This window comes from Streptomyces sp. NPDC055749, from assembly GCF_053617235.1.
The window spans coordinates 93,672-120,431 of sequence record NZ_JBSHFH010000003.1 but is presented as its reverse complement, the minus strand read 5'-3'; the positions used below and the strand labels follow the sequence as shown (position 1 = coordinate 120,431).

The window sequence follows — 26,760 nt, the reverse complement described above, 5'->3', positions numbered from 1 at the left end:
GTGCCTTGTCTCCTTGGGTAAGAGGGGGTGTGGGTCAGCCGGGCAGGTCAGCCCTTGGTGAGGATGGAACGGCCGAAGAACAGGAGGTTGGCCGGCTTCTCCGCGAGGCGGCGCATGAAGTAGCCGTACCAGTCGGTGCCGTACGCCGTGTAGACGCGCATGCGGTGGCCCTCGGCCGCGAGCCGGATCTGCTCGTCGCTGCGGATGCCGTACAGCATCTGGAACTCGTACTCGTCCAGTTTGCGCCCGGCCTTGCGGGCGAGCTCCTGGGTGATGGCGATGAGGCGGGGGTCGTGGGACCCGATCATCGGGTAGCCCTCGCCGTCCATCAGGATCTTGATGATGCGGACGAACGCCTTGTCGATCTCGGCCTTGTCCAGGTACGCGACGGAGGCGGGCTCCTTGTAGGCGCCCTTCACGATGCGGACGCGGCTGCCGGCGGCGGCCAGGCGGCGGGCGTCGTCCTCGGTGCGGAACAGGTACGCCTGGATCACACAGCCGGTCTGCGGGTAGTCCTTCCGCAGCTCCTCGTGGATGGCGAACATCGAGTCGAGGGTGGTGTGGTCCTCGGCGTCCAGCGTGACCGTGGTGCCGATCGCGGCGGCGGCCTCGACGACGGGGCGCACATTGGCGAGGGCCAGCTCGTGGCCGTCGTCCAGCGCCTGGCCGAACATCGAGAGCTTGACGGACATCTCGGCCTTCGTGCCGAGGCCCAGGTCCTTGAGGCGGCCGATCAGCTCCAGGTAGGCGTCGCGCGCGGCGGCGGCCTGCTCGGGCGTGGTGATGTCCTCGCCCACGACGTCGAGGGTGACCTCCAGGCCCTTGCCGGTGGCGTCCTTGACGATCGGGACGACCTGCTCGACGGTCTCACCGGCGATGAACCGGTCGACGACCTGCTTGGTGCCCGGCGCTGCCGAGATAAAACGACGCATCTTGTCGCTGCGGGACGCGGCGAGAATCACGGGACCCAGCACGGGGCACCTCCACGGGATGAACGAACGAGGCTGTAGGGGTACGAAGTGACACGGACCGGTACAGCACGGAGAACCACCGTGAAATCTAAGGATCTCTCCGATCCTGTGCCATCGACAGCTGTCACGCATCTGTTGCCGCCACCTCAGACATTTGTCTGAAGGGGTGCGAGAATGGGCGCGTGAAAGGCGATTACCAGGAGCTGGTCGACGAGATCTCCGCGCTGCTCGGCGCCCCGGCGACCCTGGAGAACCGGGATTTCGGCCTGGTCGCTTTCGGAGCCCACGACAGCGACGACGACACGGCGATGGACCCGGTCCGCACCCGGTCGATCCTGACCCGCCGCTCCACACCCGCGGTCCGGGCCTGGTTCGAGGGCTTCGGCATCACCCGGGCCACCGGCCCGGTCCGGATTCCGGCCGCCCCCGAGGCCGGTGTGTTCCGGGGCCGGATCTGCCTTCCGGTACGCCATCGGGGTGTCGCGCTCGGTTACGTGTGGCTGCTCGACGCGGACCCCGGCCCGACCGACGACCAGCTGACGGCGGCGATGGACGTGGCGTCGCGGATCGGGGCACTGCTCTCCGACGAGGCACGGGCGGGCACCGACCTGTCCCGGGAGTTCGGCGCGGTCCTCACGGCGGGGCGCGGCTGGCAGCGCGATATGGCCGTTGCCGCACTGCGCGAGGCGCTGGGCCCGGACGCGGACGGTCTGCACACCGTGGTGTGCGTGAGCCCCTGGGCCGACGACTCCCCCTCGGTACGCACGGTGGCGTCGGCGGCGGCCCTGTCCACGGTCGCGTACCCGGGCACGGCGGCGGCCGCCCCGTCGGGCGCCGAGCCCCCGCCCGGGGCGGGCACCGTGTCACTGGCCGCGCTGGTCAGACTGCGCTCGTCCGACGTCCTGGACCCCGCGACGACGGCCGCGGACCGGCTGCGCGCCGCGGCGGGTCCGGCCGCCACCGCTGGGATCGCCGTCCCGCGCCGGGGCCTGGCGGAGCTGGCCGTCTCCTGGCACGAGGCGGTGTCGGCGGCCCGCGCGGCCACGGCCGAGACCCGCTTCGGCAGGGTCGCGGACTGGCGGGCCATCGGCCCGTACCGCCTGCTGACCTCACTCCCCCGGTCCGCGGACACCGCCCCGGACCATGCGGTGCGTACGCTGCTGACCCCGCCGCACACCGAACTCGCCCGCACCGCCGAGGTGTTCCTCGACTGCGCGGGCCAGGCCGGCCGGACCGCCGCCGAGCTCGGCATCCACCGCCAGACGCTCTACTACCGGCTCACCCGCGTCCACCAGCTCACGGGGCTCGATCTGAACGACGGCGAGGACCGGCTGCTGCTGCACATGGCGCTGAAAGCGGCGCGGCTGTGACAGGCCCTAGCTTTCTTCCTCCGGCAGCTCTACGACCGGCCGGTCGCTGACGGCGGCCACCATGACCACGGGCGCGTCGCCGTCGCTGTGCCCGGCGCTCACCGCGACCCAGCGCTGTCCCGCGCCCACCGGCCCCCACACCGTCAGATCTCCGTAGCAGTCCTCCGCCAGCAGCGCCTCGAACAGCGGCGGCATGGGCTCTCCCCGCTGCTTCCGGAACAGCGGCACATGCATGGCCACCCGGCGGTGCGCACCCCAGCGGGCATCCAACTCCCGTACGAGAGTGGCGAGGTGACCGTCGGCGGCCTCCATCGCCTCGTTCCACTCGGGCTCGTACACCCCGGTGAGCGGGTCGCCCTCCCACAGCGGGACGATCCGGAATCCCTCGCCGCCGGTGGCGGTCCACTCCCCCGTGGCCGGCTCGCCCTCGGCGACGGTCGGGCCGGCGGCCGGGACTGGCGAGGCGAGCAGCGCGTCCACGTCGGCGACGGCCCGTGCGGTGTCGAACGTCTCCCCCGCCCTGGCGCTCACAGCGCGGCCCGGTCCATCGGGCGCGGCAGCGGCTGGAGCGCACCGGCCTCGCGCAGCCGCAGGTTCGCCCGGAGCACCGTCGCGGCGTCACCGGGAGCCGCGATGTCCAGGAGCACTCCCTGCGAGCCCACTTCCTTGCGGGCGGCCGTGATGTCGTCCGGCAGCAGGGCGGCGCGGGCCGACGAGAGGTAGCCGATCCAGCCGACGGACGGCTCGTCGGGGGCGAAGCCGCCGTCGTCCTCCAGGGCGTCGAGGACGTCGTCGTCGCTCACATCACCGAAGTCCGCCTCCCACACCTCGGCAACGGCGGTGAGGAGTGCGGCGTCGGGGACGTCCGCGCCGTCCGGCGCGTCGATGCCGATCACGACCGTCTGGAGCAGGAACTCCGAGGTACCGCCCGCGCGCCCGCTGACGTCGGCCTTCCACCCCGGCTCCCCCTCGGCGACGAACCGCAGACTGCTTCCCGTACGGTCCGACCAGCCGTCCGCCGTCTGCGCCGCGCGTACGGCGGCGAGCAGGGCGTCCTCGTCGGGCCGCAGGACGGTGGCGGGCCCGGAACCGTGAACGTTCCGCCAGGTCCCGGCGCAGGCCGCCGGGAGCAGCCCGGCGACCCGGTCGAGCGTCTGCTTCCAGCGCCGGGCGAGCGCCTCCGCGGACTCCTCCCTGGGACCCCAGGATCCCCGCACCACACGCTGCATTTCCCGCCTCCGTAGCTCGCGCCGCTCTCGTCGCACTCGTCATCAGGTCCAGCCGGTGCCAGCCTAGGGCCTCTCGTTCGGAGCAGGCCGGGCTCTACTCGTCGAACGCCTCGGGTTTGCGCTCGCCGCCCACCTTGTTGGGCGCGGTGGGGATGACCTTGATGTTCAAGCGCGCGTCCCGGAATGCCTTGCGCGCCGCCGCGGCCACGTCCGGGTTGGAGAAGTGCCATTCGATGGCACGGCCGCCCGACGCGTCGACCTGGCGCTGCGCCTCGTCGAGGAACTTCTGCTTGCCCGACTCCGTGAGCTTGCCCGGTTCGGACTTGGACAGGTAGCTCTCGTAGCCGTTCTTGGCCTCGAGGAACGTCTGCCTGCTCGAGTCCCAGCCGTCGTACTCCACGGCGTCCACACCCTCCTTGGGGTGCGGTACGACGTACTCGCTGCCGCGGTTCGTGCCGGTGATCTGCTCCTGGTAGCGGAGCCAGGACTCGTTCTTCCAGTTGGGCGGGGGGTTGCGGTAGCGGCTCGCCCAGTAGCCGTCACCCAGGTCGGCGTCGCCGAGTGTGGGGGTGTCGAGGTCGTCGGCCCAGGCCGGCGGGTTGTAGTTGCGCGGGTCGGAGGTGTCGTTGCGCTGCGGCTCGGGGTACTGCTTCCTGTCCAGTTCGGCCTGGCGCGCACGCTCGGGCTCCTCGGCCCGCTTCTGCTCCAGATGGGCGGCCCGTTCCTGCTCGCGGGCCTCCTTCGCCTTGGCCTTGGCCGCTTCGTCGCAGCCGTCGTCGGCGAGGATCACCCGGTCCCGCGGCCCCGATGCCAGTACGCCGGTGCCGGATCCGGCTACGCCTCCGGGGCCGGAGCCGTAACGCACCCGTGGCCCGAAGGCGATGGTGCAGCCGGTCTTACGGGCCGCGTCCTCGGCCTCATCCGCCGCCTCGTCGGCCTCCTTCGCCGCCTTCCGGACCCCGTCGACGTCCCCGGCCTCGGCGGCCTTGCGGGCCCGGCGCGCCGCGTCGCCCGCGTCACCGGCGGCGTCGGCCACGTCATCGGCGGTCCTGCCGATCTTGCCGAGTTTGCCGACCTTCCCGGTGACCTTCGCGACGTTGTAGCCGGGGATGAAGAGGGACCCGACGTTCCAGATGACGTCGGTGACGGCCCGGGTCTTCTCCCCGTTGTTCCAGCGCTCGCGCACCTCGTCACCGACGAACACGTCGTCGCCGACCTTGACCACGGTGTTGACCGAGGCCTTGCCCCAGTCACCGATCGCGCCGAAGTAGTCGCCGTCCTTCCACTTGTCGGCGGCGCCCTTGGAGTCCTTCACCCACTGGTCGCCGAGCTGGCTGCCGTAGTCGACGATTCCGGACCAGGTCTCGGGCTTGAAGAGGTCGATGATGCCGCTGACGTCGCCCCAGATACCGTCGACGAACACGCCCTTGACGACCTGGGTCGTACGGTCCCAGGCGCAGCCGACGAAGCCCCAGCCCCCGCAGTCCTCCTCCTCCTCGGCCTTGTCCTCCCCGTCGTCGCCTTCGCCCTCCGTGTCCGACGCGGGGACGTCGTACGCCTCTTCGGGCTCGCCGCTGGTCTCGGGGTAGGTGTCGTCCCCGGCGCCGTCGGGGCCGCCTGCCGTGTCGCCGCCTCCGTCGGCCCCGCCGGTGCCGGTGGAACCACCATCCGCACCACCGCTGCCGGTGGAACCACCATCCTCACCACCGCTGCCGGTCGACCCGCCGGCGCCCGTGGATCCGCCGTCGGCTCCACCCGTCCCCGAGGCACCCCCTGCCCCGGAAGCGCCGCCGTCCGCGCCGCCGGTCCCGGTCGACCCACCGTCCGCGCCACCCGCTCCGGAACCCGCGCCACCCGCCCCGGAACCCGTGCCGCCCGTCACGGTCGAGCCCTCGTCCGCGCCGCCCGTGACGCCGCCGTCCTGCCCCCGGCCCGCCTCCACCGTGCCTGTGCCGTCGTCGCCCGCCGGGCACGCCGTGCCCGTGACCTGGCAGATCGCCGACCGGAAGCCGTCCGCCACACTGCCGCCGACACCCGTGACCAGCAGCGCCACCACGATCGCGGCGACCAGCATGACGAGACCGACGTACTCGATCGTCGACTGCCCGCGGTCCCGCCGCCAGGTGATCATGTGCGGCAGCGAGAACTCCGGCTTGTCCTCGCGCTCACGCACCGTCAGGCGGAACCACTCACGGCTCTGCGGCCGGGTGAGGAAGACAAGGATCAGCGTCGGCAGGAACAGCTCGGTGAAACCGTGCGCCGAGCCGTCGCCGATATTGCCCACGCCGCCGATGAGCAGCCACACCTGTACGGCGGTCAGGCCCCACCACACGCGTATGCCACCGGTCCAGGCGCGCCGCGCCAGCAACCAGCCGGCCACTCCGGGCACGGCCCCGTACAGCAGGATGCCGATCAGCCTGGCGTCCAGAGCGTCCGCGGCCAGCGCCGAGCCGAGCAGACCGAATCCGCCCAGCAGAGTCGCGGCGAACAGGACGTGGACCAGCAGGCGCGCCGCGCCCAGCGCGCGCGGGATCTCCCGCCGTCCCGGCCCTGGTGCGGGAACGGCACCACCAGGTACGGGTATGCCACCGATCGCAGACATGCGTGACCCCAACCAGTACAGCCAGTGAGCGAAATGAGGATGTCTCACGCTAGGGCCGTGCACCCCGTGGCGTCGTGGGCCCCAGGGCCCAACACCGGGCCCAGACAGCCGGATCCGGACATCCGGGTCGAGGCTGCGGGCCGGGCCCGTCACGGAGACGGACCCGGCCCGGCCGGTCATGGAGCGGTGGTTATGTCACGCGCAGGTGCCCGCCGCCGAGGCGCGGGTCACGACGTCCGTCGTACCGCGGGTCTCGCTCCACAGGACGCGGTCGGTGTCGTCGTCCAGGCTCGGGTAGAGCTGGGCGCCGTCGCCGCAGGAGACGCGCTTCCAGGCCGCCTTGCCGTCGTCGACGATGTCGGCGAGGGGTGCGATCTCCAGCTTGGGCAGGTTGGAGGGGCCGCCCCAGGACATCGCGAAGGAGTCCGAACGGACCAGCGACGTGTCGTTGACGGCGAGCTGGACGTAGTCGCCGAAGCCGCCCCTCAGGCTCACACTGAACTGCTTCTTGGTGTTCGCCGGGTCGGAGAGGTCGTACCGTTCCTAACCAGTGAGCAGGAGTGAGTCTTTGACCCACGTCCCGGCACTGGGCGCATCCCGAACGGTTTTGGATGCACTCGGTCCCCGCTTTCGCTTCCCGCTCGGCTGCACGCCTCCTGGGGCGTGGTCCGTTGCGGGTGGGCGGTTTCCGTCACGCACACGGGTACCTGGTCCGGCCTGGACGGTCCGATGCCCGACACGATCACTCCGGTCGTGTGGGGGCGGTGCCGTCCGACGCCGGATCGGGTGCCCGAGGGCGCGTCGTCCGATCGCGATACCGGCGGCATCATGACGGGACATCTTGCGGTGCGAGGTGACCAGTGGCTTCTGCCAATGCTGACCACCCCACATGCTGGTGTAGGCGGGGTCGACAGCGACGATCGCGAGACCCTGTTCGGCGGCCATGGAGACCAGCCGGGCCTTGAGTTTCCCAGTCGGGATGCCGGAGATGAGCTGCCGGAACCTTTTCCTGCGGCCGTGCTTCTCCCGGGTCTTCTCGGTGGTGAAGTCGAGGTCCTCGATGCCGACCGCGGCGACACCGGCCTGCTTGGCCCAGGCGACCAGGCGGGTGATCGCGTGGCGGATCTGCGCGTCACGGTGATCGGCGGTGCCGGACAGGTCGTAAGGGAAGCGGTGCGGGTCGCCGACCGGGTTGCCGTGCCGGTCGAGGTGGTAGGCGGCGAAGTGGTCGGCGTTGGTATCGACGCCGACCATGCCCCGGGCTTGAGCGGTGGCGAGCGGGATGGTCTGGACGACGGGGCGTTGCCAGGATGCGGTGAGGTACCAGCGGTCGCGGCCGGTGTCGAAGTGGATGCGGTAGGCGACAGCCCGGTTCGCGGTGACGCGGTCGGCCCACTCCTGACCCCGGTGCGCGAACGCCACCGTGGAAGCGAGGACGTAGCGGCCGTGTTTGGTGTTGGCCAGGTGCGCGAGCGGGGCGGGCAGCCTGAGCGACACTTCACCGTTCGAGGTGACGCGAATCGTCTCGTTCCCGAACCTTTTCCCCGACTCGCCGTCGGCAGCGATGAACCAGCGCTCCGCCTCCCAGCGCTCCCGCCACGCCTCTTCGGTGAGCTCGGCATGGGTGAGGTGGTGGCGGGTGTTGAGGAGCCGTTTACCGCCCCGTACCACCCGAACCCGTCCCGCCTGCCGGTCGGTGACAGCGGCGGCGTGCCGGTGTTCCAGCATCGCGAGGCGACGCGACTTGCGAAACCACTCGCTCTTGGAACGGTAGCCGCCCGCGACCCGCTTCGTTCCGCGTTCCCCGACCGGCAGGGACAGGCGGTGGCGCAGCGTCCTGATCCCTGCTTCCAACTGCTGGATGTGCGCCGCCTGACAACGCCGCGCGAGCGCCCACTGATCATGCGTGGCCTTGGTGATCGCACCCGCGATCCGCGACGACGACACCCCCGTCAACTCCCGCTTACGCGACGCCCAGGTCTCCGCACCATGCGCCAGACCATCCGCACAACGAACCTTCAGATCACGCGAAGCAAGCACACTCTGGTGCGCACCGACCGCACGCAGCACCGCCTCGTCCTGCGACGTGAGCTGCTTGAGACGGTCCCGAACCGCCACACCAGCAGGCCCGGGCACCACGAAGGACGCCGCCAACCCTCGCAAACCACCCATCACATCACCCCCTCCCAAGGCCGAGTACCTGTCGCCCAGCCCAACGAGCCGAAGCCGACAAGGTCACCCATTCGGCCCCAGAACTCCCGTTCCCACCCTCACCGACCGGCCCACCTGACTCACTCCCCCTCACCACAACTCACGTCAGCTCAGCAAACCGACAGCAGCTCACAACCCCTTCACACCCTGGAAGCCCAGGAAGCCCAGGAAGCCCAGGAAGATGCTGGTGTTGACCGCGAAGCCGTACGTGCCGTGTGGACGTAGTCCGTCGGTACGTCGAAGAAGCCGCCGGCCTTCGCCTGGGTGAGGGTGCCGGTGGCGAGGTCGTAGACGCCGATGTACGTCTGCCAGGAGCCGTAGTTCAGGAACGGCACCTTCCCTCTCGGTCAGCGCCGTGTAGATGATCTCGTCGGCGAGGTGCTCGTCCATCGTCTGACGCATGTCCCACATGACGCCGCCGACGATGCTGGAGTTGAGGTGCACACCGCCGTTGTCGACCGCCAGCGGGACGTTGAGGTAGTTCTTGTCGGCGCGGCGGCCGTCGTTGAGGTCGCGCAGCGCGCAGTCCGCGGGGGCGGTGCCGTCGTTGCACAGGTTCTCACCGATGAGACCCGCCAGGGGGTTGTCCGTCGCGAGGCCGTCGGCGTCGGCCTCCATGGCCTCGCCGAAGTAGTCGGAGACCGCTTCGTTGAGGGCGCCGGACTGCTCGACGTACAGCATGTTGCCCGCGTGGTCGGTGATGCCGTGCGTCACCTCGTGGCCGACGACGTCGAGCCCGACGGAGAAGGGCACGCCCTTCATACCGCCGTAGACCATCTTGGTGCCGTCCCAGAAGGCGTTGCCGTACGGCTTGCCGTTCTGCGTGACGTTGACGACGGCCTTCATCGTGCCGCCGTTGCCGTCGATGCCGTTGCGGCCGAGGCCCTGGTAGTAGTCGAAGACGCGGCCCGCGTTCATGTGCGTGTCGACGGCACCCGAGGCAGTGGCCGCGGCGCCGAACTCGGCGGTGTCGGACACGGGAAGAGGTTCGCGGCGACGACGACGCGACCGTTCTCTCCCTGATGCTCGGCGGGCTCACGGACGAGGCGATCGCTCAGCGGCTGGGCGCGTCGGCCCGGACCGTGCAGCGCCGGATCAAACGGCTGATGGAGCGGGCCGGCGCCGACACACGGTTCCAGCTCGGCTGGCACGCCCGGGAGATGGGCTGGGTGTCCGGTCCCGCGCCTCACGACGCCCCGTAGACGCAGCGCACCCGGCATACGGACGCCTGTGCGAGACGGGCGTCCATATGCCGGGCACGGTGTGCGAGCGGCGGAGAATCAGTCGGTGAGGTTCACCGAACGGGCCGAGGCCGCGCCGATCTCGTCGGCGATCTCGGTGAGCACCGACTGCGGGACGGTGTCGTCGACCGTGAGGACGACCAGCGCCTCGCCGCCCACGTCCGCCCGCGAGACCTGCATCCCCGCGATGTTGAGACCGGCCTCGCCGAGGATGCGGCCGACCGCGCCCACGACGCCCGGACGGTCCTGGTAGCGCAGTACGCACATGTGGTCGGCGAGCGCCAGGTCGACGTCGTAGTCGCCGATGGCCACGATCTTCTGGAGGTGCTTGGGGCCGGCCAGCGTGCCCGAGACCGCGACCTCCTCGCCGCTCGACAGCGTGCCGCGGACGGTCACCACGTTGCGGTGGTCCGGCGACTCGGAGCTGGTGGTGAGGCGCACCTCGACACCGCGCTCCTGCGCGAAGAGCGGGGCGTTGACGTAGCTCACGGTCTCGTCGACGACGTCCTCGAACACGCCCTTGAGCGCGGAGAGTTCGAGCACCTTCACGTCGTGCTGGGTGATCTCGCCGTACACCTCGACGTCGAGGCGTGCAGCGACCTCGCCCGCGAGCGCGGTGAAGATCCGGCCGAGCTTCTCGGCGAGCGGCAGTCCGGGACGGACGTCCTCGGCGATGACGCCGCCCTGGACGTTGACCGCGTCCGGCACGAGCTCACCGGCGAGGGCCAGACGCACGGACTTGGCGACCGCGATGCCCGCCTTCTCCTGGGCCTCGTCGGTGGAGGCGCCGAGGTGCGGGGTGCAGACGACCTGGTCGAACTGGAACAGCGGGGAGTCCGTGCAGGGCTCCTTCGTGTACACGTCCAGACCGGCGCCGGCGACACGGCCCTCCTTGAGGGCGGAGGCGAGCGCCTCCTCGTCGACGATGCCACCGCGGGCGGCGTTGACGATGCGCACCGAGGGCTTCACCTTGTGCAGCGCGTCGTGGCCGATCAGACCGAGGGTCTCCGGCGTCTTGGGCAGGTGCACCGTGATGAAGTCGGCGACCTCCAGCAGCTCGTCGAGGGTGAGGAGCTTGACACCCATCTGCGCGGCACGGGCCGGCTGCACGTAGGGGTCGTACGCGACGATCTTCATGCCGAAGGCCGACATGCGCTGCGCGACGAGGACACCGATGCGGCCGAGGCCGACGACGCCGAGGACCTTCTCGCTGAGCTCGACGCCCGTGTACTTGGAGCGCTTCCACTCGCCGTTCTTCAGGGCGGTGTTGGCCTGGGGGATGTTGCGCGCCGTGGCGACGAGCAGGCCGCAGGCGAGCTCGGCGGCGGTGACGATGTTGGAGGTCGGGGCGTTGACGACCATCACGCCGGCCTTGGTGGCCGATGAGACGTCGACGTTGTCCAGACCGACACCGGCGCGGGCGACGACCCGCAGCTTCTTGGCGGCGGCGATGGCCTCGGCGTCGACCTTGGTGGCGGAGCGCACCAGGATGGCGTCGACATCGGCGATGGCGGGGAGAAGTTCGGCGCGGTCCGCGCCGTTGCAGTGCCGGATCTCGAAATCCGGACCCAGAGCGTCGACCGTGGCGGGCGACAGCTCTTCAGCAATGAGTACGACAGGTTTCGAGCTCACGAGAGTCCTCACAAGTCCAGTGCGGACGGCCGTCCCGACGGCCGCAGGCGGTGGAGGGGCTAGCCGCGTGGAGACGCACGACACTGTGGGCCCTGACGCGTGTATGTGTTGAGAAGTGTAGTCATGCAACGGGACACGTAATGCGCCCCGGTGGAAGGATCACCCACACGAGGGTGGACGACTTGTACACACGTTCGGTGCTGCCGCTTGCACCTCCTCCACCCGCAGTGACACGGACGGTGAGACGGGCGGTGTGTGCCGAGGGGGCGGGCCCACGGGCCCGCCCCCTCGGCGGAGGACTTACGCGTCCTCGTCGTTCACCCAGCTCATGAGCTTGCGCAGCTCACGGCCCGTGGTCTCCAGCAGGTGGTCGCTGTCGGCCTTCTTGTACTCGTTGTACTTGGGCAGACCGTTGTGGTACTCGGCCATCCAGGCGTTGGCGAAGGTGCCGTCCTGGATCTCGGTGAGGACCTTCTTCATCTCGGCCTTGGTGTCGGCCGTGATGATGCGCGGGCCGGTGACGTAGTCGCCCCACTCGGCGGTCTCCGAGATGGACCAGCGCATCTTCTCCAGGCCGCCCTCGTACATGAGGTCCACGATGAGCTTCAGCTCGTGGAGGCACTCGAAGTACGCGATCTCCGGCTGGTAGCCGGCCTCGGTCAGGGTCTCGAAACCGGCCTTGACCAGGGCGGCGGTGCCACCGCAGAGGACGGCCTGCTCACCGAACAGGTCGGTCTCGGTCTCCTCGGTGAAGGTCGTCTTGATGACGCCGGCGCGGGTGCCGCCGATGCCCTTCGCGTACGAGAGGGCGAGGGCCAGGCCCTTGCCGGTGGCGTCCTGCTCGACGGCCACGATGCACGGGACGCCGCGGCCCTCCTCGTACTGGCGGCGGACCAGGTGACCCGGGCCCTTCGGGGCGACCATGCAGACGTCGACGTTGGCCGGCGGCTTGATGAAGCCGAAGCGGATGTTCAGACCGTGGCCGAAGAACAGCGCGTCGCCGTCCTTGAGGTTGTCCTTGATGGACTCCTCGTAGACCTGGGCCTGGATCGGGTCCGGGACGAGGATCATGATGACGTCGGCCTCGGCGGCGGCCTCGGACGGCGTCACCACGCGCAGGCCCTGCTCCTCGGCCTTGGCCTTGGACTTCGAGCCCTCGTGCAGACCGACGCGGACGTCGACGCCGGAGTCACGGAGCGACAGCGCGTGGGCGTGGCCCTGGCTGCCGTAGCCGATGACCGCGACCTTGCGGCCCTGGATGATGGACAGGTCGGCATCGTCGTCGTAGAACAGCTCGGCCACTGGGTCTTCTCCTTGGTGTGCAGGTGTTGCTTCCCACCGTACGGCGGGGTGCGTCGGATACGTTGTCGGGTCTCGCCATGCGAGCGGCGCGGCGGCGGCGGGGCCGCCGTTTCCTACGCCGAGCGGTCGAGCGCGCGCAGGGAGCGGTCGGTGATCGACCGCGAGCCCCGCCCTATGGCGATGGTGCCGGACTGGACGAGCTCCTTGATGCCGAACTGCTCCAGCATCTTGAGCATGGCCTCCAGCTTGTCGGCTCCTCCGGTCGCCTCGATCGTGACGGCCTCGGGGGAGACGTCCACGGTCTTGGCGCGGAACAGCGAGACGATCTCGACGATCTGGGAGCGGGTCTCGTTGTCGGCGCGGACCTTCACCAGGACGAGCTCCCGCTGGATCGCAGCGGCGGGCTCGAGTTCGACGATCTTCAGGACGTTGACCAGCTTGTTGAGCTGCTTGGTCACCTGCTCCAGGGGCAGGTCCTCGACATTCACGACGATGGTGATGCGGGAGATGTCGGGGTGCTCGGTGGTACCGACCGCGAGTGAGTCGATATTGAAACCGCGCCGGGAGAACAGAGCCGTGATCCGGGCGAGGACACCGGGCTTGTTCTCGACCAGGACGGAGAGTGTGTGCTTGGTGGACATGGAGTCGGTCTCTCTCTGTCTCTCAGTCGTCTTCGTTGTCGCCGAAGTCGGGGCGGACACCGCGGGCGGCCATGACCTCGTCGTTGGAGGTGCCTGCGGCGACCATCGGGTACACCATGGCGTCCTCGTGGACGATGAAGTCGATCACGACGGGGCGGTCGTTGATGGAGTTGGCCTCTGCGATGACCTTGTCCAGGTCCGCGGGGTCCTCGCAGCGGATCGCGTGGCAGCCCATCGCCTCGGACAGCTTGACGAAGTCCGGCACGCGGGTGCCCTTCGCCGGAGCGCCGTCGGAGTCGGGGCCGGAGTGCAGCACGGTGTTGGAGTACCGCTGGTTGTAGAAGAGGGTCTGCCACTGGCGGACCATCCCGAGCGCGCCGTTGTTGATGATCGCGATCTTGATCGGGATGTTGTTGAGCGCGCAGGTGGTGAGTTCCTGGTTGGTCATCTGGAAGCAGCCGTCGCCGTCGATCGCCCAGACCGTACGGTCGGGCATGCCGGCCTTGGCGCCCATGGCGGCCGGGACCGCGTACCCCATCGTTCCGGCGCCGCCGCTGTTGAGCCAGGTGGCGGGCTTCTCGTAGTCGATGAAGTGGGCGGCCCACATCTGGTGCTGGCCGACGCCCGCCGCGAAGATCGTGCCCTCGGGGGCGAGCTGACCGACCCGCTGGATGACCTGCTGCGGGGAGAGGCTGCCGTCCTCCGGCAGGTCGTAGCCGAGCGGGTAGGTGTCGCGCCAGCGGTTGAGGTCCTTCCACCAGGCGTCGTAGTCGCCGGTGTTGCCCTCGGTGTGCTCGGCCTGGACCGCCTGGACGAGGTCGGCCAGGACCTCGCGGGCGTCACCGACGATCGGCACGTCGGCGGCGCGGTTCTTGCCGATCTCGGCCGGGTCGATGTCGGCGTGGACGATCTTGGCGAAGGGGGCGAAGCTGTCCAGCTTGCCGGTGACGCGGTCGTCGAAGCGGGCTCCGAGGGCGACGATCAGGTCCGCCTTCTGCAGCGCGGTGACGGCGGTGACCGCACCGTGCATGCCCGGCATTCCCACGTGCAGCGGGTGGCTGTCGGGGAATGCGCCGAGCGCCATCAGTGTGGTGGTGACGGGCGCTCCGGTGAGCTCTGCGAGGACCTTCAGTTCGCCGGTGGCCCCTGCCTTGATGACGCCTCCGCCGACGTACAGCACCGGGCGCTTGGCCTGGGTGATGAGCTTGGCGGCCTCACGGATCTGCTTGGCGTGCGGCTTGGTGACCGGGCGGTAGCCGGGCAGGTCCATCGCCGGCGGCCAGCTGAAGGTTGTCTTCGCCTGCAGCGCGTCCTTGGCGATGTCGACGAGGACGGGTCCCGGGCGGCCGGTGGAGGCGATGTGGAAGGCCTCGGCGATGGTGTGCGGGATGTCCTCGGCCTTGGTGACCAGGAAGTTGTGCTTGGTGATCGGCATCGTGATGCCGCAGATGTCGGCTTCCTGGAAGGCATCCGTACCGATGGCCTTGGAGGCGACCTGGCCGGTGATCGCGACGAGCGGCACGGAGTCCATGTGCGCGTCGGCGATCGGGGTGACCAGGTTGGTGGCACCGGGGCCCGAGGTGACCATGCAGACGCCGACCTTGCCGGTTGCCTGTGCGTAACCGGTGGCCGCGTGACCGGCACCCTGCTCGTGGCGGACCAGGATGTGGCGCACCCGGGTGGAGTCCATCAGCGGGTCGTACGCCGGCAGGATGCAGCCGCCGGGGAGACCGAATACGGTGTCGGCCCCGACTTCCTCGAGAGAACGGATGAGGGACTGGGCGCCCGTGACGTGCTCGACGGTGGCGGACGGTCCGTTGTGACGGGCCCGCGGCTGCGGGTGGTGGGCCCCGGTGGCCTGCTCGGTCATCGGCATTCTCTTCTCGAAGCTGAGGGTTTTTGCGGGGTTTTGGGGAGTGCCAGTGCAACAAAAAACCCCTCGTGCCGTGAGGCAAGCGAGGGGAGCGCGCCGGTGCGGTCTGCAGAGTGTCGTTGCGGAACTCTGCTTCAGCCGACGCGCTTTCCAAGTACGAGAATTCGGGTGCGCATGGCATTGACCCTCTCTCCGGCACGCGCACGGTGTCAAGTGGGTGGGACGGGCGTCTCAGAATGTGAGCCACTGAGACCACTGAGGAGTGGAATCGAGCCACCCGTCAGAACCGGCTGAGCTGCGGGATTGCCCGGTACGGGGAACTCGCCCCTGACCAGGGCGCGGCGCAGCCGGTACTCGTCGAGCGGCCCGGAGAAGGCCATCCCCTGGCCGTGCGTACAGCCCATGGCGCGGAGTGCGAGGACCTGTTCCGGTACGTCGACGCCGTCGGCCACGGACTGCATGCCGAGATCGCAGGCGATCCGCAGCAGCCCGCTGGTGATCTTGTGCAGCCTGGCGGACTCCACGACCCCTTCGACGAGCCCGCGGTCCAGCTTCAGGACGTCGATGGGGAGCCGGCGCAGGGCGTTGATCGCCGCGTAACCGCTGCCGAAGCCGTCGAGCGCGATCCGGACGCCCAGTCGGCGAAGCGCGACCAGCCGCTGTTCCAGGTCGTCGAAGGAGATCCGCGGGTCGCTGTCGGCGACCTCGATCATCAGCGCGCCGGAGGGCAGGCCGTGCCGCGTCAGGAGCGCCTCGATGGACCCGAAGGGCAGGGCCCGGTCGAGCAGCCGGCCGGCGGAGAGGCGCACGGTCACGGAGACCGGGTGTCCGGCCCTGGCCCGGTCGGCGGCCTGCTCGACGGCCGCCTCCAGGAGCCAGCGGCCGAGTTCGGCGGTGCGGTCGCTGTCGTCGGAGACCCGGAGGAATTCGGCGGGGGTGAAGAGGATGCCCTGCGCCGAACGCCAGCGCGCCTGCGCCGCGACGGCGGCGACGGTGCCGCTGGCGAGATGGACGACGGGCTGGTGCAGCAGGGCGAACTCGCCGTCCCGCAGGGCCGTACGCAGCCGGGCGGCCAGCTCGGAGCGGCGTACGACATCGGCCTGCATCTGCGGGGCGTACAGCTCGACCCGGTCCTTGCCGCCCGCCTTGGCGCGGTACATGGCGAGGTCCGCGTTGCGCATGAGGTCGGTGGGGGTGATGCCGGGCTCCGCGAACGCGACGCCGATGGAGGCGGCCACCCGGACCTCGCTGGCCCCGATGCGGTACGGCTGGGAGAGCGTGAGGCGCAGCCGGTCGGCGATCTCGTGCACCTGGTACTCGCGGGCGCCCTGATCGCGGGTGCCGTCGCCGACGATGAGCGCGGCGAACTCGTCACCGCCGAGGCGGGCCGCGGTGTCCCCGGCCCGCACGGAGTCGGCGAGGCGGTGGGCGGCCTGGACGAGGAGTTCGTCACCGGCCTGGTGGCCGATGGAGTCGTTTACCGCTTTGAAGCCGTCGAGATCGATGAAGAGGACGGCGGTGCCCGAGTCGCCCGAGCGCCGGCCGCCGAGCGCCTGACGGACCCGGTCGGTGAACAGTGCGCGGTTGGGCAGGTCGGTCAGCGGGTCGTGCTCGGCGTTGTGCTGCAACTGGGCCTGGAGTCTGACCCGCTCGGTGACGTCCCGGCTGTTGAGGAGCAGACCGCCCTGGTGCCGGTTGACGGTGGACTCCACGTTGAGCCAGTCGCCGGTGCCGGACCTGAAGCGGCATTCGATGCGGGTGGTGGGCTCCTCGTGGGGCGGCGCCGCCAGGAAGCGCCGCACTTCGTGGACCACCCTGCCGAGGTCTTCGGGGTGGATGATCGAGGCCAGCTCGGAGCCGACCAGATCATCCGCCTCGCGCCCGTACACCCCGGCGGCGGCGGGGCTGACGTAGCGCAGTATGCCGGTGGGCGCGGCGATCATGATGACGTCGCTCGATCCCTGCACCAGCGAGCGGAAGTGGTTCTCCTTCTGCGCCAGCTCCTGGGTGAGCGAGATGTTGTCGAGGAGCATGATGCCCTGCCGGACGACCAGCGCGAGGACGACGGTGCAACCGGTGAAGATCACCACCCGGTCGACCCGGCGGCCCTCGACCACGTTGTACAGGATGCCCAGGGTGCAGACGGCCGCGGCCAGATAGGGCGTCAGCGCGGCCAGCGAACCGGCGATGGGGCGGCTCGTGGTGCGCACCGCCGTCGAGCCGGGCCGCGCGGTCCCGGCATCGCGGCGCCGGGCGCCCCAGGGGGCGTACGCGAGGAGCAGGGAGCCGGTGAACCAGCCCGCGTCGAGTAGTTGGCCGGAGTGGTACGTCGAGCGGAGCAGCGGCGAGGTGAACACGGTGTCGCACAGGACGGTCACGGCGAGCGCGGCGATGGCCGTGTTCACCGCGGAGCGGTTGACGTTGGAGCGCCGGAAGTGCAGCGCGAGCACCATGGAGACCAGCACGATGTCGAGCAGCGGATAGGCGAGGGAGAGCGCGGCCCTGGCCACGCTCTCGCCCTCCGGGTCGGCGACGTGGGCGGTGTGGGCGAGGGCGAGGCTCCAGGAGAGCGTCAGCAGCGATCCGCCGATCAGCCAGGAGTCCAGCGCCAGGCAGACCCAGCCGGCCCTGGTGACCGGGCGCTTGGCGAGGACGAGCAGTCCGACGATCGCGGGCGGTGCGAAGCAGAGGAAGAAGAGATCGGCGAGGGACGGGGTGGGCACGGGGAGGTCGAGCACCACCTCGTACCACCCCCACACCGCGTTGCCGCAGGCGGCCATCAGGGAGGAGAGCGAGAACAGGAGCCAGGCGGGCCGGAGTCGGCTGCTGCTGGCCCGCGCGTACAGGAAGCAGGAGAGCGCCGCGACGAGCGCCGCGATGCTGAGCCCGAAGTCACCCATGAACAGGGCGACTTCCGCCGAGCCCCAGCCGACGGCGGCACCGAAGGCATACCCGGCGCAGACCGCGGCCAGGGCGATCTGGGAACCCAGCCCCGAGCCCTCGCCCGCGACCGCCTGCCGGGAGAGCGGGGCTCCGACCGTGGTCACCGCGGAACTCCCCGGTTCGCGTCCGGCACCCCCGGTGTCCGGCCTGCTGCCCGTCGTGTTCGCGGGTGGGGCCGAGTGCTGTCCGGCGTCAGTACCGATGACCGCCGTCGCACGCCCTGCCGCGTCGGATCGTCTCTCCATTGGCCGCACATCGCCCGTCGCCCCCTCGCGTTCTACTTCCTCCCCCGCGCCGCCCCTTCCACGACGCAGCCCCCCGTTCTGGACGATACACCAGACCCGTCACTCAGGGACATACTTCCTCTACTCTCCGTAACGACCTGCGGTGTTGCGGGAACCCGCTGCGATGAACGTACTCCGGAGCGTGTTCAGCCGGTGGTGAGTACGACGTTCCGCACCGGCTCGTCCGCGGCGAAGCGGGTGAGCTGCCCTGCCAGCAGACGCTTGGCCCTGGGCAGGAACGCCGAGGTGCTGCCGCCCACATGAGGAGTGATCAGGACATGGGGAGCATGCCAGAGGGGATGGCCGGCCGGCAGGGGTTCCGGGTCGGTGACGTCGAGTGCGGCACGCAGCCGGCCGCACTCGAGTTCGGACAACAGGGCCTGGGTGTCCACCACTTGCCCCCTGGCGACGTTGACGAGGAGCGCACCGTCCCGCATCGCCTTGAGGAACTCCGTTCCCACCAGCCCTTGTGTGGACGCGTTCAGCGGGGTGGACAGAATGACGATGTCGGCCTCGGGCAGCAGCGCGGGCAGGTCGTCGAGCGCGTGTACGGGACCGCGCGCGGTCGTCCGGGCGGAGCGCGCGACGCGCGCCACCCGCGCGCACTCGAAGGGTTCGAGCCGGTCCTCGATGGCCGAACCGATCGATCCGTAGCCCACGATGAGCACCGACTTGTCGGCGAGCGCGGGGTAGAAGCCGGCCCGCCACTCCTCCTTGTCCTGGCCGTGCACGAAACCGGGGAATCCACGCAGCGAGGCGAGGATCAGGGCGAGGGCCAGCTCGGCGGTGGACGCCTCGTGCACCCCCTTGGCGTTGCAGAGCCGTACGCCGGAGGGGAGCAGGCCGAGGCCGGGCTCCACGTGGTCGATGCCCGCGGAGAGCGTCTGCACGACCCGTACCGAACGCATGGCGTCGAGCGGACGGGTCGCGATCCGCGGGCCCTTCATGTAGGGAACGACGTAGAAGGCGCAGCCCGCGGGGTCGGCGGGGTAGTCCTTGCCGCCGTCCCAGAAGAGGTAGTTCAGCCCCTCGGGGAGCCCGTCGATCTCATCGGCCGGAATCGGCAGCCATACGTCGGTAGTGGTCTTCGAAGTCATGCTCAGGAGGCTAAGGCCTTCTCTCCGGATGAGGTCGGGCTGCTCGGCGGCTCCGTGGGGGCAGAGGTTACGTTTGGGTGCGGTGTGGTCCCGTGACCGCGGGACCGAGGGAGGGTTCGGGGAGTTGGAGCGCAGGACTATCGGTGCGGCGGCGCTCGCCGTGGGAGCGGTCGGGCTGGGCTGTATGCCGATGAGCTGGGCGTACAGCTCGTCGCAGCAGCGCGGCGACCGCTCGCTGCGGACGGTGCACACGGCGCTCGACGCGGGCGTCCAACTGCTCGACACGGCGGACATGTACGGCCCCTTCACGAACGAACTGCTCGTGGGCCGGGCCCTCAAGGGGCGCCGGGGCGAAGCCTTCCTCTCCACCAAGTGCGGTCTGCTGGTGGGCGATCAGCACATCGTCGCCAATGGGCGTCCGGGCTATGTGCGGCGGGCCTGCGACGCCTCGCTGCGGCGGCTGCAGACCGATGTGATCGACCTGTACCAGCTGCACCGCGCCGACCCCGAGGTGCCGGTCGAGGAGACCTGGGGGGCGATGGCGGACCTGGTGAGCGCGGGGAAGGTGCGCGCGCTGGGGCTGTGCGCGGTGGGGGCGCGCGCGTCACGCAGGCCCGGCTCGCGTCTGCACGACGGAACGATCCGCCAGCTGGAGCGCGTACAGCAGGTCTTTCCCGTCAGTGCGGTGCAGGCCGAGCTCTCCGTGTGGTCACCTGAGGCGCTGGAGGCGCTCCTGCCGTGGTGCACGGCGCGCGGTGTGGGGCTGCTGGCCGCGATGCCGCTCGGGAACGGCTATCTCACGGGAACGCTGACGCCGGGGCAGGGTTTCGAGCCGGACGACGCGCGGGCCAGGCACCCGAGGTTCACGGCCGAGATGATGGCCGCGAACCAGCCGGTGGTCTCCGGGCTCCGGCGGATCGCGGAGCGCCATGGCGCCACTCCGGCGCAGGTGGCGCTGGCGTGGGTGCTGCGGCAGGGGCCGCACGTGGTGCCCGTGCCGGGCGCGAAGCGGGAGCGGTGGGCCGTGGAGAACGTGGGCGCTGCGCGGTTGGAGCTCGACGACGCCGATCTGGCGGAGATCGCCGGGCTGCCGCGGGCGCGCGGGTCGTGGGACTGAGGGTGCCGCGAGAGAATTGGCGGAGATCGGGAACTCGGGGCGGGGCTGCGGTGTAGGAACAGTAGTGGTGCGGCCGTCGAAAGGATCGTTGCTGTGTTCGGATCTGCTGTCTCTTCCCCCCTCTCCCCTGTTGTCCGTAAAGGGGTGGTGGCCGCGCTGGCCTCGGCCTCGCTGCTGTTGTCCGCCGCCTGTTCGTCCGACGACGGCTCGGGGGGTCCGGCGGGACGGGAGGGCGACTCGTCGCCGTCGTCCGCCTCCTCGTCAGCTCCCCCTCCTTCCGGGACTGCCTCGGATCTGCCGCCCGCCAAGGGTTCGGTGAAGGTCGTCTCGACGCTCACGGAAGGGCTGGCGAGCCCGTGGGGCCTGGCCGCGCTGCCCGACGGTGATCTGCTGGTGGCTTCCCGCGACGATGCCACGATCACCCTGATCGACGGGGAGAGCGGGAAGAAGACGCTGCTGGGCTCCGTGCCCGGGGTGGCGCCGGGCGGTGAGGGCGGACTGCTGGGCCTCGCCGTCTCGTCGACGTTCGGCGCGGACCGTCTGGTGTACGCGTACTTCACGACCGAGTCCGACAACCGCATCGCCCGCATGCTGTACGAGGAGCGGAAGCCGGCCGGCCAGCAGCTGGGCGCCCCGGACACCGTCCTGCGGGGCATCCCCAAGGGCTCCGTCCACAACGGCGGCCGGATCGCCTTCGGCCCGGACCGCATGCTGTACGCGGGCACCGGCGAGACCGGGGACACGGGACTGGCCCAGGACAAGGAGTCGCTGGGCGGCAAGATCCTGCGGATGACACCCGACGGCGAGCCCGTGCACGGCAATCCCGAGGCCGGTTCGGTGGTGTATTCGTACGGGCACCGCAATGTGCAGGGGCTGGCCTGGGACGGGCAGAAGCGGCTCTGGGCGGCCGAATTCGGCCAGAACACCTGGGACGAGCTGAACCGGATCGAGCCGGGCGGGAATTACGGCTGGCCCGACGTGGAGGGCAAGCAGGGCGAGAAGGGATTCATCGACCCGGTCGCCCAGTGGAAGACGGAAGAGGCATCGCCGAGCGGGATCGCCTTCGCCGACGGTTCGATCTGGATGGCGGGGCTGCGCGGCGAGCGGCTGTGGCGCATTCCGCTCTCGGGCACGTCCGACCAGGAACCCTTGGCGGCGCCCCAGTCGTTTCTGAGCGGGGAGTACGGCCGGCTGCGGACCGTGCTCGCCGCGGGCGACGACAGAGTGTGGCTGGTCACCAGCAGTACGGACGGCCGCGGCAGCCCGAAGCAGGGGGACGACAGAATTCTGCTGCTGGAGGTGCGCTAGCACCGCCGTAACTCCTCAAGCCCGTAAGGCCATTGGGCTAGCGCGCCGGGTACAGCCGGAGGCGGTGCGCGAGGGCTGCCGCCTCGCCACGGCTGGACACCCCCAGCTTGGCGAGGATGTTGGAGACGTGCACGCTCGCCGTCTTGGGCGAGATGTACAGCTCCTCGGCGATCCTTCGATTGGTGTGACCGGCGGCCACCAGCTGGTGCACGTCCCGTTCGCGTGGCGTCAGCCCGAAGGACTCGACGGCGGCCACGGCCGGGTCCTGCCCCTCCGTGGCCACGGCATCCGCGGCGGGGACCAGAACAGCGGGGTGGGTCTGCGGCTCACCGGGCGGCCCGGGAGCGGTGAGTGCGATGCGGGCGCGGCCGGCCAGTAGCTCGATGGTCTCGGTGAGCGGCTGTGCCCCGAGCCGCAGCGCGGCGGCGTGGGCCTCGTGCAGCAGCGGGGTCGCGGAGGGGCGGTCGCCCTGGACGGTGAGGAGGGCTTCCGCCCAGCGGTGGTGGATCTGGGCCAGTTCGTAGGGCCGCTGGAGCGGAGCGAACGCGGTCGCGGCACGGGACCAGTGACCGGGGGTGTCGGTGCCTTCGGCGCGGGCCAGTTCGGCTTCGACGAGCATGCCGTAGGCGGCCCAGACGGGGACGAGCATCGGCAGCCGTTTGAGGTGGGTGCGGATCAGCTCCAGGATCGCGGGGCGTCCGGGTTCGGCGGCGGGGAGGCCGCGTGCGTCGGCCTCCGTCGCGGCGGCGACATGGAGCAGCGGCAGGGCGTACCGCTGGGTGCCCGGTGGGAAGCCGAGCCCGGCCTGCGCCTCGAACGCGGCACGGGCCTCGGGGAGGCGGCCCTGCTGTGCGGCCAGGGTCATGGTGTGACGGGCGGGGGTGATGACGTGCTGCGGTTGCGGGTCGAGCTGACCGAAATGGCGCTGAGTGAGGGCAAGTTGGGCTTCCGCCTCGGCGAAGTCGCCGCGTGCGATGGCCAGTTCGGTACGGCGGGCGGCGACGAGTCCGCGGGCCTTGCGGGAGCGGGCGATCAGGGCGGCCGCGTCGGCGGCCCGCCCGCTCTCGTCCCAGTGCCCGAGGGAGAAGAAGGACTGCGACTGGTTGGAGCGGACCCAGGCTTCGGTGTCGGCGATGCCGTGGCTGTGGCAGACCTCGATTCCGTGGTCGGCGGCGGCCACGGCCTCCAGGGAGCGGCCCATGGATTCGAGCGTGGAGGGAAGGTTGATGCTCGCACGGCCCATGATCCCGACCAGGTGCAGTTCCTCGGCCCGGTCGCGGACGGCGTACAGCTCGGCGATGCCTTCGTCCACGCCGCCGGCGTCGGCGGTGAGCCAGCCCCGGGTGAGGCGGGCGTACAGCTCGATGTGTTCGTCACCGACGAGCTGTGCGTACTCCACGGCGCGGTCGGCGGCGGCGAGTGTCTCGGCGCCGGGCCGGTGCAGGGCTCCCCAACTGGCGACGCTGGTGAGGACGTCGGCGTGCACGGCGGACGGGGGCAGGCCACGGACGAGGTCCTGGGCGATGGCCAGTTCCTCGCGGCCGTCGCCGCGGGTGAGGTCCTGCATCAGGCGGGAGCGCTGCACCCAGAACCAGGCGGCGCGCAGTGGGTCGTCCTCGCCTTCCAGGACCCGGATGGCCTTCTTCGAGATGGCCAGGGCCCTTTCGCGGTCGCCCCCGAAGCGGGCGGCGACGGTGGCTTCGGCCATCAGGTCCAGATAGCGGAGCGGGGTGGTCGCGGGGTCGCACCCGCAGGCGGGGTAGGCCTCCGCGTAGTCGAGGGGGCGCAGGGTGTCGCGTACGTCTTCGGGTACGTCGTCCCAGATCTCCATGGCCCGTTCCAGCAGGCGGAACTGCTCGGAGTGGGCGTAGCGGCGGCGGGCTTCGACGGATGCCTTCAGTACGGCGGGCAGGGCCTTCGCCGCGTCGCGGGCCGCGTACCAGTAGCTGGCGAGCCGGGTGGCGCGTTCGTCGTCGCGGACAAGGGAGGGGTTGGCTTCCAGTGCCTGCGCGTAGCGGCGGTTGAGGCGCGAGCGCTCGCCGGGCAGCAGGTCGTCGCTGACGGCCTCGCGGACGAGGGAGTGCCGGAAGCGGTAGCCGTCGGTGTCCGGTGCGGGCAGCAGCAGGTTGGCGCCGACGGCGGTGCGCAGTGCCTCGATGAGGTCGTCATCGGCCAGACCGGCGACGGCGGCGAGCAGTTCGTGCTCGACGGTGGAGCCGCCCTCGGCAATGATCCGCGCGATCTTCTGGGCGTCGTCGGAGAGGGCCTCGACGCGTACGAGGAGTAGATCGCGGAGGGAGTCGGAGAGGCCGGAGCCGTCGCCGCAGCATTCGACGCTGCGGGCCAGCTCCTCCACGAAGAAGGCGTTTCCGTCGGAGCGGTCGAAGATCTCGTCGACAAGGGCGGACTCGGGGGTGGCCGCGAGGATGCCGGTGAGCTGGCGCCGGACCTCGGGCCGGGTGAAGCGGGCGAGTTCGATGCGCTGGACGGCGCGGAGCCGGTCCATCTCCGCGAGGAGCGGGCGCAGGGGGTGACGGCGGTGGATGTCGTCGGCGCGGTAGGTACCGATCACCGTGAGGCGACCGCTGCGCAGGGTGCGGAAGAGATAGGCGAGGAGGTGACGGGTGGAGGCATCGGCCCAGTGCAGGTCCTCAAGTACGAGGACGACGGCGCGTTCGGCGGAGAGGCGTTCCAGCAGGCGTGCGGTGAGTTCGAAGAGGCGGGCGGTGCCGTGCTCGTCGTCCGACTCGCTGCCGGTGTCGCCGAGTTCGGGGAGCAGGCGGGCCAGTTCGCCCTCCTGGCCGGCCAGCGCCTCGGCCAGTTCCTCGGGCAGGGTGCGGCGCAAGGCGCGCAGTGCCGTGGCGAACGGGGCGAACGGCAGCCCGTCCGCGCCGATTTCGACGCAGCCGCCGACGGCCACGACCGCGTCGCGGCGGTCGGCCACCGCGAGGAACTCCTCGACGAGACGGGTCTTTCCGACGCCCGCCTCGCCACCGATGAGCAAGGCCTGCGGCTCGCCCGCCGAGGCCCGTACGAGCGCGTCGGTGAGCAGGGCGAGCTCGTCGGCGCGGCCGATGAACACGGGGCTGACGGACTTGGTCTCCACGCCGCCGAGCATCGCACACCGGTCCGATACCACGGCAGCCGGAAGGAGGGCCGCCATCGCTACGCGGCGTGGGCGAAGCGACTCGGGTCCGCGCTCACCCGCCCTTCGGTGTCGTCCCGTCCGGAACGGCGCTCCGCGCGACGGGCGAGCACCGCCTGCCGCGCCAGGCGCTGCGCCTCGGCCCGGCGCATCAGTTCGGCGGCCTGGATCTGGTGGAGTTCGTACGCGTACATGGTTATCTCCCTGGTGACGACGGCCTGGGGGCCTGCCCGGCCGGTGGCCGGGGGCCGGTTCCGGCCGTGCCACAACTCTCGTTCACCAGGGGGTGTCGTCACATCGGGCGAGTGCCGCATCTCCGCGGGGCGGGGGCCTTAGACGCGCTCGGCCGGTGCCGTACACCGCGCCGCGGAGGCCAGGCGGATGCCCTAGGGCGGCGGCAGCGGCTACGGCTGCCGCTGCGGGCGCACCAGGACACCGGACGCGGGGCCGTACGTCGGCTCCGGCCGGTGCCTCGATGGCGACCGCCGTCAGCCGCCGGCCGGTGCGCCCGCGCTGGGCAGCGAGAGGAACAGGTCGAAGTACATGCCGACGGAGATCAGTACACCGAGTACGCCGAGCACGACACCCGCCAGGGCGACGGCGCGGATCCAGCCGGGCTGCGGGCGCGTGGCGGGCGCTCCGAAGGCCGGGCGTACGAGGACGAACACGCCGACCAGCAGGGCGACCAGTGCGAACAGGCCGTTGACCAGGGCGGTGGTGTGCCAGGCGTCCGCGTAGATCTCGGAGATCTGCTGGGCGGGGCTGCCACCACCGGAGGTTTTGATCTGACCGATCAGGGTCTCCCGCTCGGCGGCGATCCGGCTGGTCCAGCCGCCCGTGAGCGAGACGACGCCGAGCCCGGCGGCTACGACGGCCGCGGCGCCCGCGCCGAACCCCGAGGCCGCGGTCGCCTCGGCCTCGTCGTACGCGTCGAGCTCCAGGTCCGCGTCGTCATCGTCGGCGACATCGGCGTCGGTGTCGGCATCGGTGTCGGCATCGGTGGCGGAGGCCCCGGCAGGGGCCTCCGCGCCCTTGACGTCCTTCGTGTCCTTGATGTCCTTGGTGTCCTTCACGGCGCTCTCGTCGGTCGCCGTGGTCTCCTCGCGGTCGTCGTCGACGGCGGGAGCGGTGGAGGTCTTGGGGGAGGAGGTGTTCATGCGCCGCACGCTAGGTGTCCCGGATGAGAACCCTCTTAACGTTTTGGCGCCGCACGGCGGTCAACCCCGCTGAGCACCGCCGTCAGCCCCGCTGAGCACGCCATTCCGGCGCCAGTACGGCCCAGATCTCCGAGTCGTGCCGCGTCCCCTGGTAGAGGTAGCCCTCGCGCATCACACCGTCGAGCGTCATCCCGAGCCGCTTAGCGACCGCGACACTGCGCGTGTTGGCCGAGGAGGCGACCCACTCCACCCGGTGCATGCCACGTACGTCGACCGCCCAGTCGATCAGCTTCCGCATCGCCCGGGTGACGAGGCCACGCCCCTCCCCCGCCGGTTCGAGCCAGCAGCCGACCTCGCAGTTGCCGGTTCTGGCGTCGAAGATCCGGAAGAGGACTCCGCCGACCAGCGTGCCGTCCAGCCAGATGCCGTAGAGCCGTCCGGTGTCGGCCGCCTGGCTGTCCGCGTACCGCTGGAGCAGGGCCCGCGCCGAATCGAGGTCGGTGGCGGCTGCGGCGAACGGGATCCAGGGGTCGACGAGCCCGCGCGCCCGGTCCATATGGCTCAGGAACTCCTGCGCCTGCCAGGTCTCCAGCGGGCGCAGCTCCGCCCCGTCGTCACCCAGGGATATCGCGAACAT

21 protein-coding genes are annotated in these 26,760 nt (G+C 70.7%); 4 read left to right on the top strand and 17 right to left on the bottom strand.

What is annotated here, in order from left to right; all coding sequences use genetic code 11:
• Nucleotides 1-47 precede the first annotated feature (47 nt).
• Nucleotides 48-974 (bottom strand): proline dehydrogenase family protein, encoded by a 927-nt coding sequence (locus ACWGO0_RS03450; protein WP_453527285.1) that lies wholly within the window; start codon nucleotides 972-974, stop codon nucleotides 48-50.
• 179 nt (nucleotides 975-1,153) lie between these two features.
• Between ACWGO0_RS03450 and ACWGO0_RS03445 the strand changes: the two genes are divergently transcribed.
• A complete protein-coding gene (locus ACWGO0_RS03445) occupies nucleotides 1,154-2,341 on the top strand; it encodes a PucR family transcriptional regulator (RefSeq protein WP_453527283.1) in 1,188 nt (395 codons plus the stop codon).
• Nucleotides 2,342-2,347: 6 nt separating this feature from the next.
• Here ACWGO0_RS03445 and ACWGO0_RS03440 read toward each other — a convergent pair whose 3' ends face one another.
• The 6 genes from ACWGO0_RS03440 to ACWGO0_RS03415 all read right to left on the bottom strand — a co-directional run bounded on the left by ACWGO0_RS03440 (nucleotide 2,348) and on the right by ACWGO0_RS03415 (nucleotide 9,361).
• Nucleotides 2,348-2,872, bottom strand: coding sequence for a hypothetical protein (locus ACWGO0_RS03440; RefSeq protein ID WP_453527280.1), 525 nt, complete (start codon nucleotides 2,870-2,872; stop codon nucleotides 2,348-2,350).
• A complete protein-coding gene (locus ACWGO0_RS03435; protein ID WP_453527278.1) occupies nucleotides 2,869-3,570 on the bottom strand; it encodes an Imm52 family immunity protein in 702 nt (233 codons plus the stop codon). Before ACWGO0_RS03435 ends, ACWGO0_RS03440 begins: the two co-directional genes overlap by 4 nt.
• Before the next feature lie 94 nt (nucleotides 3,571-3,664).
• A complete protein-coding gene (locus tag ACWGO0_RS03430) occupies nucleotides 3,665-6,172 on the bottom strand; it encodes a Tox-REase-5 domain-containing protein (protein ID WP_453527275.1) in 2,508 nt (835 codons plus the stop codon).
• Nucleotides 6,173-6,367: 195 nt separating this feature from the next.
• Nucleotides 6,368-6,667 carry a hypothetical protein gene (locus ACWGO0_RS03425; RefSeq protein ID WP_453527272.1) on the bottom strand — a complete coding sequence of 100 codons (300 nt, stop codon included), beginning with the start codon at nucleotides 6,665-6,667 and terminating at the stop codon, nucleotides 6,368-6,370.
• Nucleotides 6,668-6,715: 48 nt separating this feature from the next.
• Nucleotides 6,716-8,344, bottom strand: a complete 1,629-nt coding sequence (locus tag ACWGO0_RS03420) for an IS200/IS605 family accessory protein TnpB-related protein (RefSeq protein WP_453527269.1) — start codon at nucleotides 8,342-8,344, stop codon at nucleotides 6,716-6,718.
• A gap of 168 nt (nucleotides 8,345-8,512) precedes the next feature.
• The gene (locus tag ACWGO0_RS03415; protein WP_453527266.1) at nucleotides 8,513-9,361 is read right to left on the bottom strand and encodes a M4 family metallopeptidase; all 849 of its coding nucleotides are present in this window, start codon (nucleotides 9,359-9,361) and stop codon (nucleotides 8,513-8,515) included.
• A gap of 41 nt (nucleotides 9,362-9,402) precedes the next feature.
• On the opposite strand from ACWGO0_RS03415, the gene ACWGO0_RS03410 reads away from it, so the two are divergent.
• On the top strand, nucleotides 9,403-9,585 hold the full coding sequence (locus ACWGO0_RS03410) for a helix-turn-helix domain-containing protein (protein ID WP_453527555.1): 183 nt from the start codon (nucleotides 9,403-9,405) through the stop codon (nucleotides 9,583-9,585).
• Between the two features lie 78 nt (nucleotides 9,586-9,663).
• Here the strand turns inward: ACWGO0_RS03410 and serA are convergent, their stop codons facing one another.
• The 6 genes from serA to ACWGO0_RS03380 form a co-directional block, all read right to left on the bottom strand.
• On the bottom strand, nucleotides 9,664-11,256 hold the full coding sequence (gene serA / locus ACWGO0_RS03405) for a phosphoglycerate dehydrogenase (RefSeq protein WP_453527263.1): 1,593 nt from the start codon (nucleotides 11,254-11,256) through the stop codon (nucleotides 9,664-9,666).
• A 300-nt stretch (nucleotides 11,257-11,556) separates the two neighbouring features.
• The gene (gene ilvC / locus ACWGO0_RS03400; RefSeq protein ID WP_453527260.1) at nucleotides 11,557-12,558 is read right to left on the bottom strand and encodes a ketol-acid reductoisomerase; all 1,002 of its coding nucleotides are present in this window, start codon (nucleotides 12,556-12,558) and stop codon (nucleotides 11,557-11,559) included.
• Nucleotides 12,559-12,671: 113 nt separating this feature from the next.
• A complete protein-coding gene (ilvN, locus tag ACWGO0_RS03395) occupies nucleotides 12,672-13,199 on the bottom strand; it encodes an acetolactate synthase small subunit (RefSeq protein WP_383782881.1) in 528 nt (175 codons plus the stop codon).
• 22 nt (nucleotides 13,200-13,221) lie between these two features.
• A complete protein-coding gene (locus ACWGO0_RS03390) occupies nucleotides 13,222-15,075 on the bottom strand; it encodes an acetolactate synthase large subunit (RefSeq protein ID WP_453527256.1) in 1,854 nt (617 codons plus the stop codon).
• A gap of 206 nt (nucleotides 15,076-15,281) precedes the next feature.
• Nucleotides 15,282-18,119, bottom strand: coding sequence for a putative bifunctional diguanylate cyclase/phosphodiesterase (locus tag ACWGO0_RS03385; protein WP_453527253.1), 2,838 nt, complete (start codon nucleotides 18,117-18,119; stop codon nucleotides 15,282-15,284).
• A gap of 326 nt (nucleotides 18,120-18,445) precedes the next feature.
• Entirely contained in the window at nucleotides 18,446-19,396 is a 951-nt protein-coding gene (locus ACWGO0_RS03380) for a 2-hydroxyacid dehydrogenase (protein WP_453527250.1), read from the bottom strand.
• 160 nt (nucleotides 19,397-19,556) lie between these two features.
• On the opposite strand from ACWGO0_RS03380, the gene ACWGO0_RS03375 reads away from it, so the two are divergent.
• Both ACWGO0_RS03375 and ACWGO0_RS03370 read left to right on the top strand, forming a co-directional pair.
• Complete coding sequence (locus ACWGO0_RS03375; protein ID WP_453527552.1) at nucleotides 19,557-20,513, top strand: aldo/keto reductase; 957 nt, start codon at nucleotides 19,557-19,559, stop codon at nucleotides 20,511-20,513.
• A 144-nt stretch (nucleotides 20,514-20,657) separates the two neighbouring features.
• Nucleotides 20,658-21,821, top strand: a complete 1,164-nt coding sequence (locus ACWGO0_RS03370) for a PQQ-dependent sugar dehydrogenase (RefSeq protein WP_453527549.1) — start codon at nucleotides 20,658-20,660, stop codon at nucleotides 21,819-21,821.
• Nucleotides 21,822-21,858: 37 nt separating this feature from the next.
• On the opposite strand, the gene ACWGO0_RS03365 is transcribed toward ACWGO0_RS03370, so the two are convergent.
• The 4 genes from ACWGO0_RS03365 to ACWGO0_RS03350 all read right to left on the bottom strand — a co-directional run bounded on the left by ACWGO0_RS03365 (nucleotide 21,859) and on the right by ACWGO0_RS03350 (nucleotide 26,760).
• Nucleotides 21,859-24,939 carry a helix-turn-helix transcriptional regulator gene (locus ACWGO0_RS03365; RefSeq protein ID WP_453527546.1) on the bottom strand — a complete coding sequence of 1,027 codons (3,081 nt, stop codon included), beginning with the start codon at nucleotides 24,937-24,939 and terminating at the stop codon, nucleotides 21,859-21,861.
• Between the two features lie 47 nt (nucleotides 24,940-24,986).
• Complete coding sequence (locus ACWGO0_RS03360) at nucleotides 24,987-25,160, bottom strand: hypothetical protein (protein WP_453527247.1); 174 nt, start codon at nucleotides 25,158-25,160, stop codon at nucleotides 24,987-24,989.
• Between the two features lie 294 nt (nucleotides 25,161-25,454).
• Nucleotides 25,455-26,123, bottom strand: a complete 669-nt coding sequence (locus ACWGO0_RS03355) for a hypothetical protein (protein WP_453527245.1) — start codon at nucleotides 26,121-26,123, stop codon at nucleotides 25,455-25,457.
• An 82-nt stretch (nucleotides 26,124-26,205) separates the two neighbouring features.
• A complete protein-coding gene (locus ACWGO0_RS03350; protein ID WP_453527243.1) occupies nucleotides 26,206-26,760 on the bottom strand; it encodes a GNAT family N-acetyltransferase in 555 nt (184 codons plus the stop codon).

Excerpts from the sequence above, each read along its gene's own strand:
- ACWGO0_RS03350 (WP_453527243.1), bottom strand. The coding sequence starts at position 26,760 with ATGTTCGCGATATCCCTGGGTGACGACGGGGCGGAGCTGCGCCCGCTG.
- ACWGO0_RS03435 (WP_453527278.1), bottom strand. The coding sequence starts at position 3,570 with ATGCAGCGTGTGGTGCGGGGATCCTGGGGTCCCAGGGAGGAGTCCGCG.
- ilvN (WP_383782881.1), bottom strand. The coding sequence starts at position 13,199 with ATGTCCACCAAGCACACACTCTCCGTCCTGGTCGAGAACAAGCCCGGT.
- ACWGO0_RS03365 (WP_453527546.1), bottom strand. The coding sequence starts at position 24,939 with ATGCTCGGCGGCGTGGAGACCAAGTCCGTCAGCCCCGTGTTCATCGGC.
- ACWGO0_RS03430 (WP_453527275.1), bottom strand. The coding sequence starts at position 6,172 with ATGTCTGCGATCGGTGGCATACCCGTACCTGGTGGTGCCGTTCCCGCA.
- ACWGO0_RS03380 (WP_453527250.1), bottom strand. The coding sequence starts at position 19,396 with ATGACTTCGAAGACCACTACCGACGTATGGCTGCCGATTCCGGCCGAT.
- ACWGO0_RS03355 (WP_453527245.1), bottom strand. The coding sequence starts at position 26,123 with ATGAACACCTCCTCCCCCAAGACCTCCACCGCTCCCGCCGTCGACGAC.
- ACWGO0_RS03390 (WP_453527256.1), bottom strand. The coding sequence starts at position 15,075 with ATGCCGATGACCGAGCAGGCCACCGGGGCCCACCACCCGCAGCCGCGG.
- ACWGO0_RS03420 (WP_453527269.1), bottom strand. The coding sequence starts at position 8,344 with ATGGGTGGTTTGCGAGGGTTGGCGGCGTCCTTCGTGGTGCCCGGGCCT.
- ACWGO0_RS03360 (WP_453527247.1), bottom strand. The coding sequence starts at position 25,160 with ATGTACGCGTACGAACTCCACCAGATCCAGGCCGCCGAACTGATGCGC.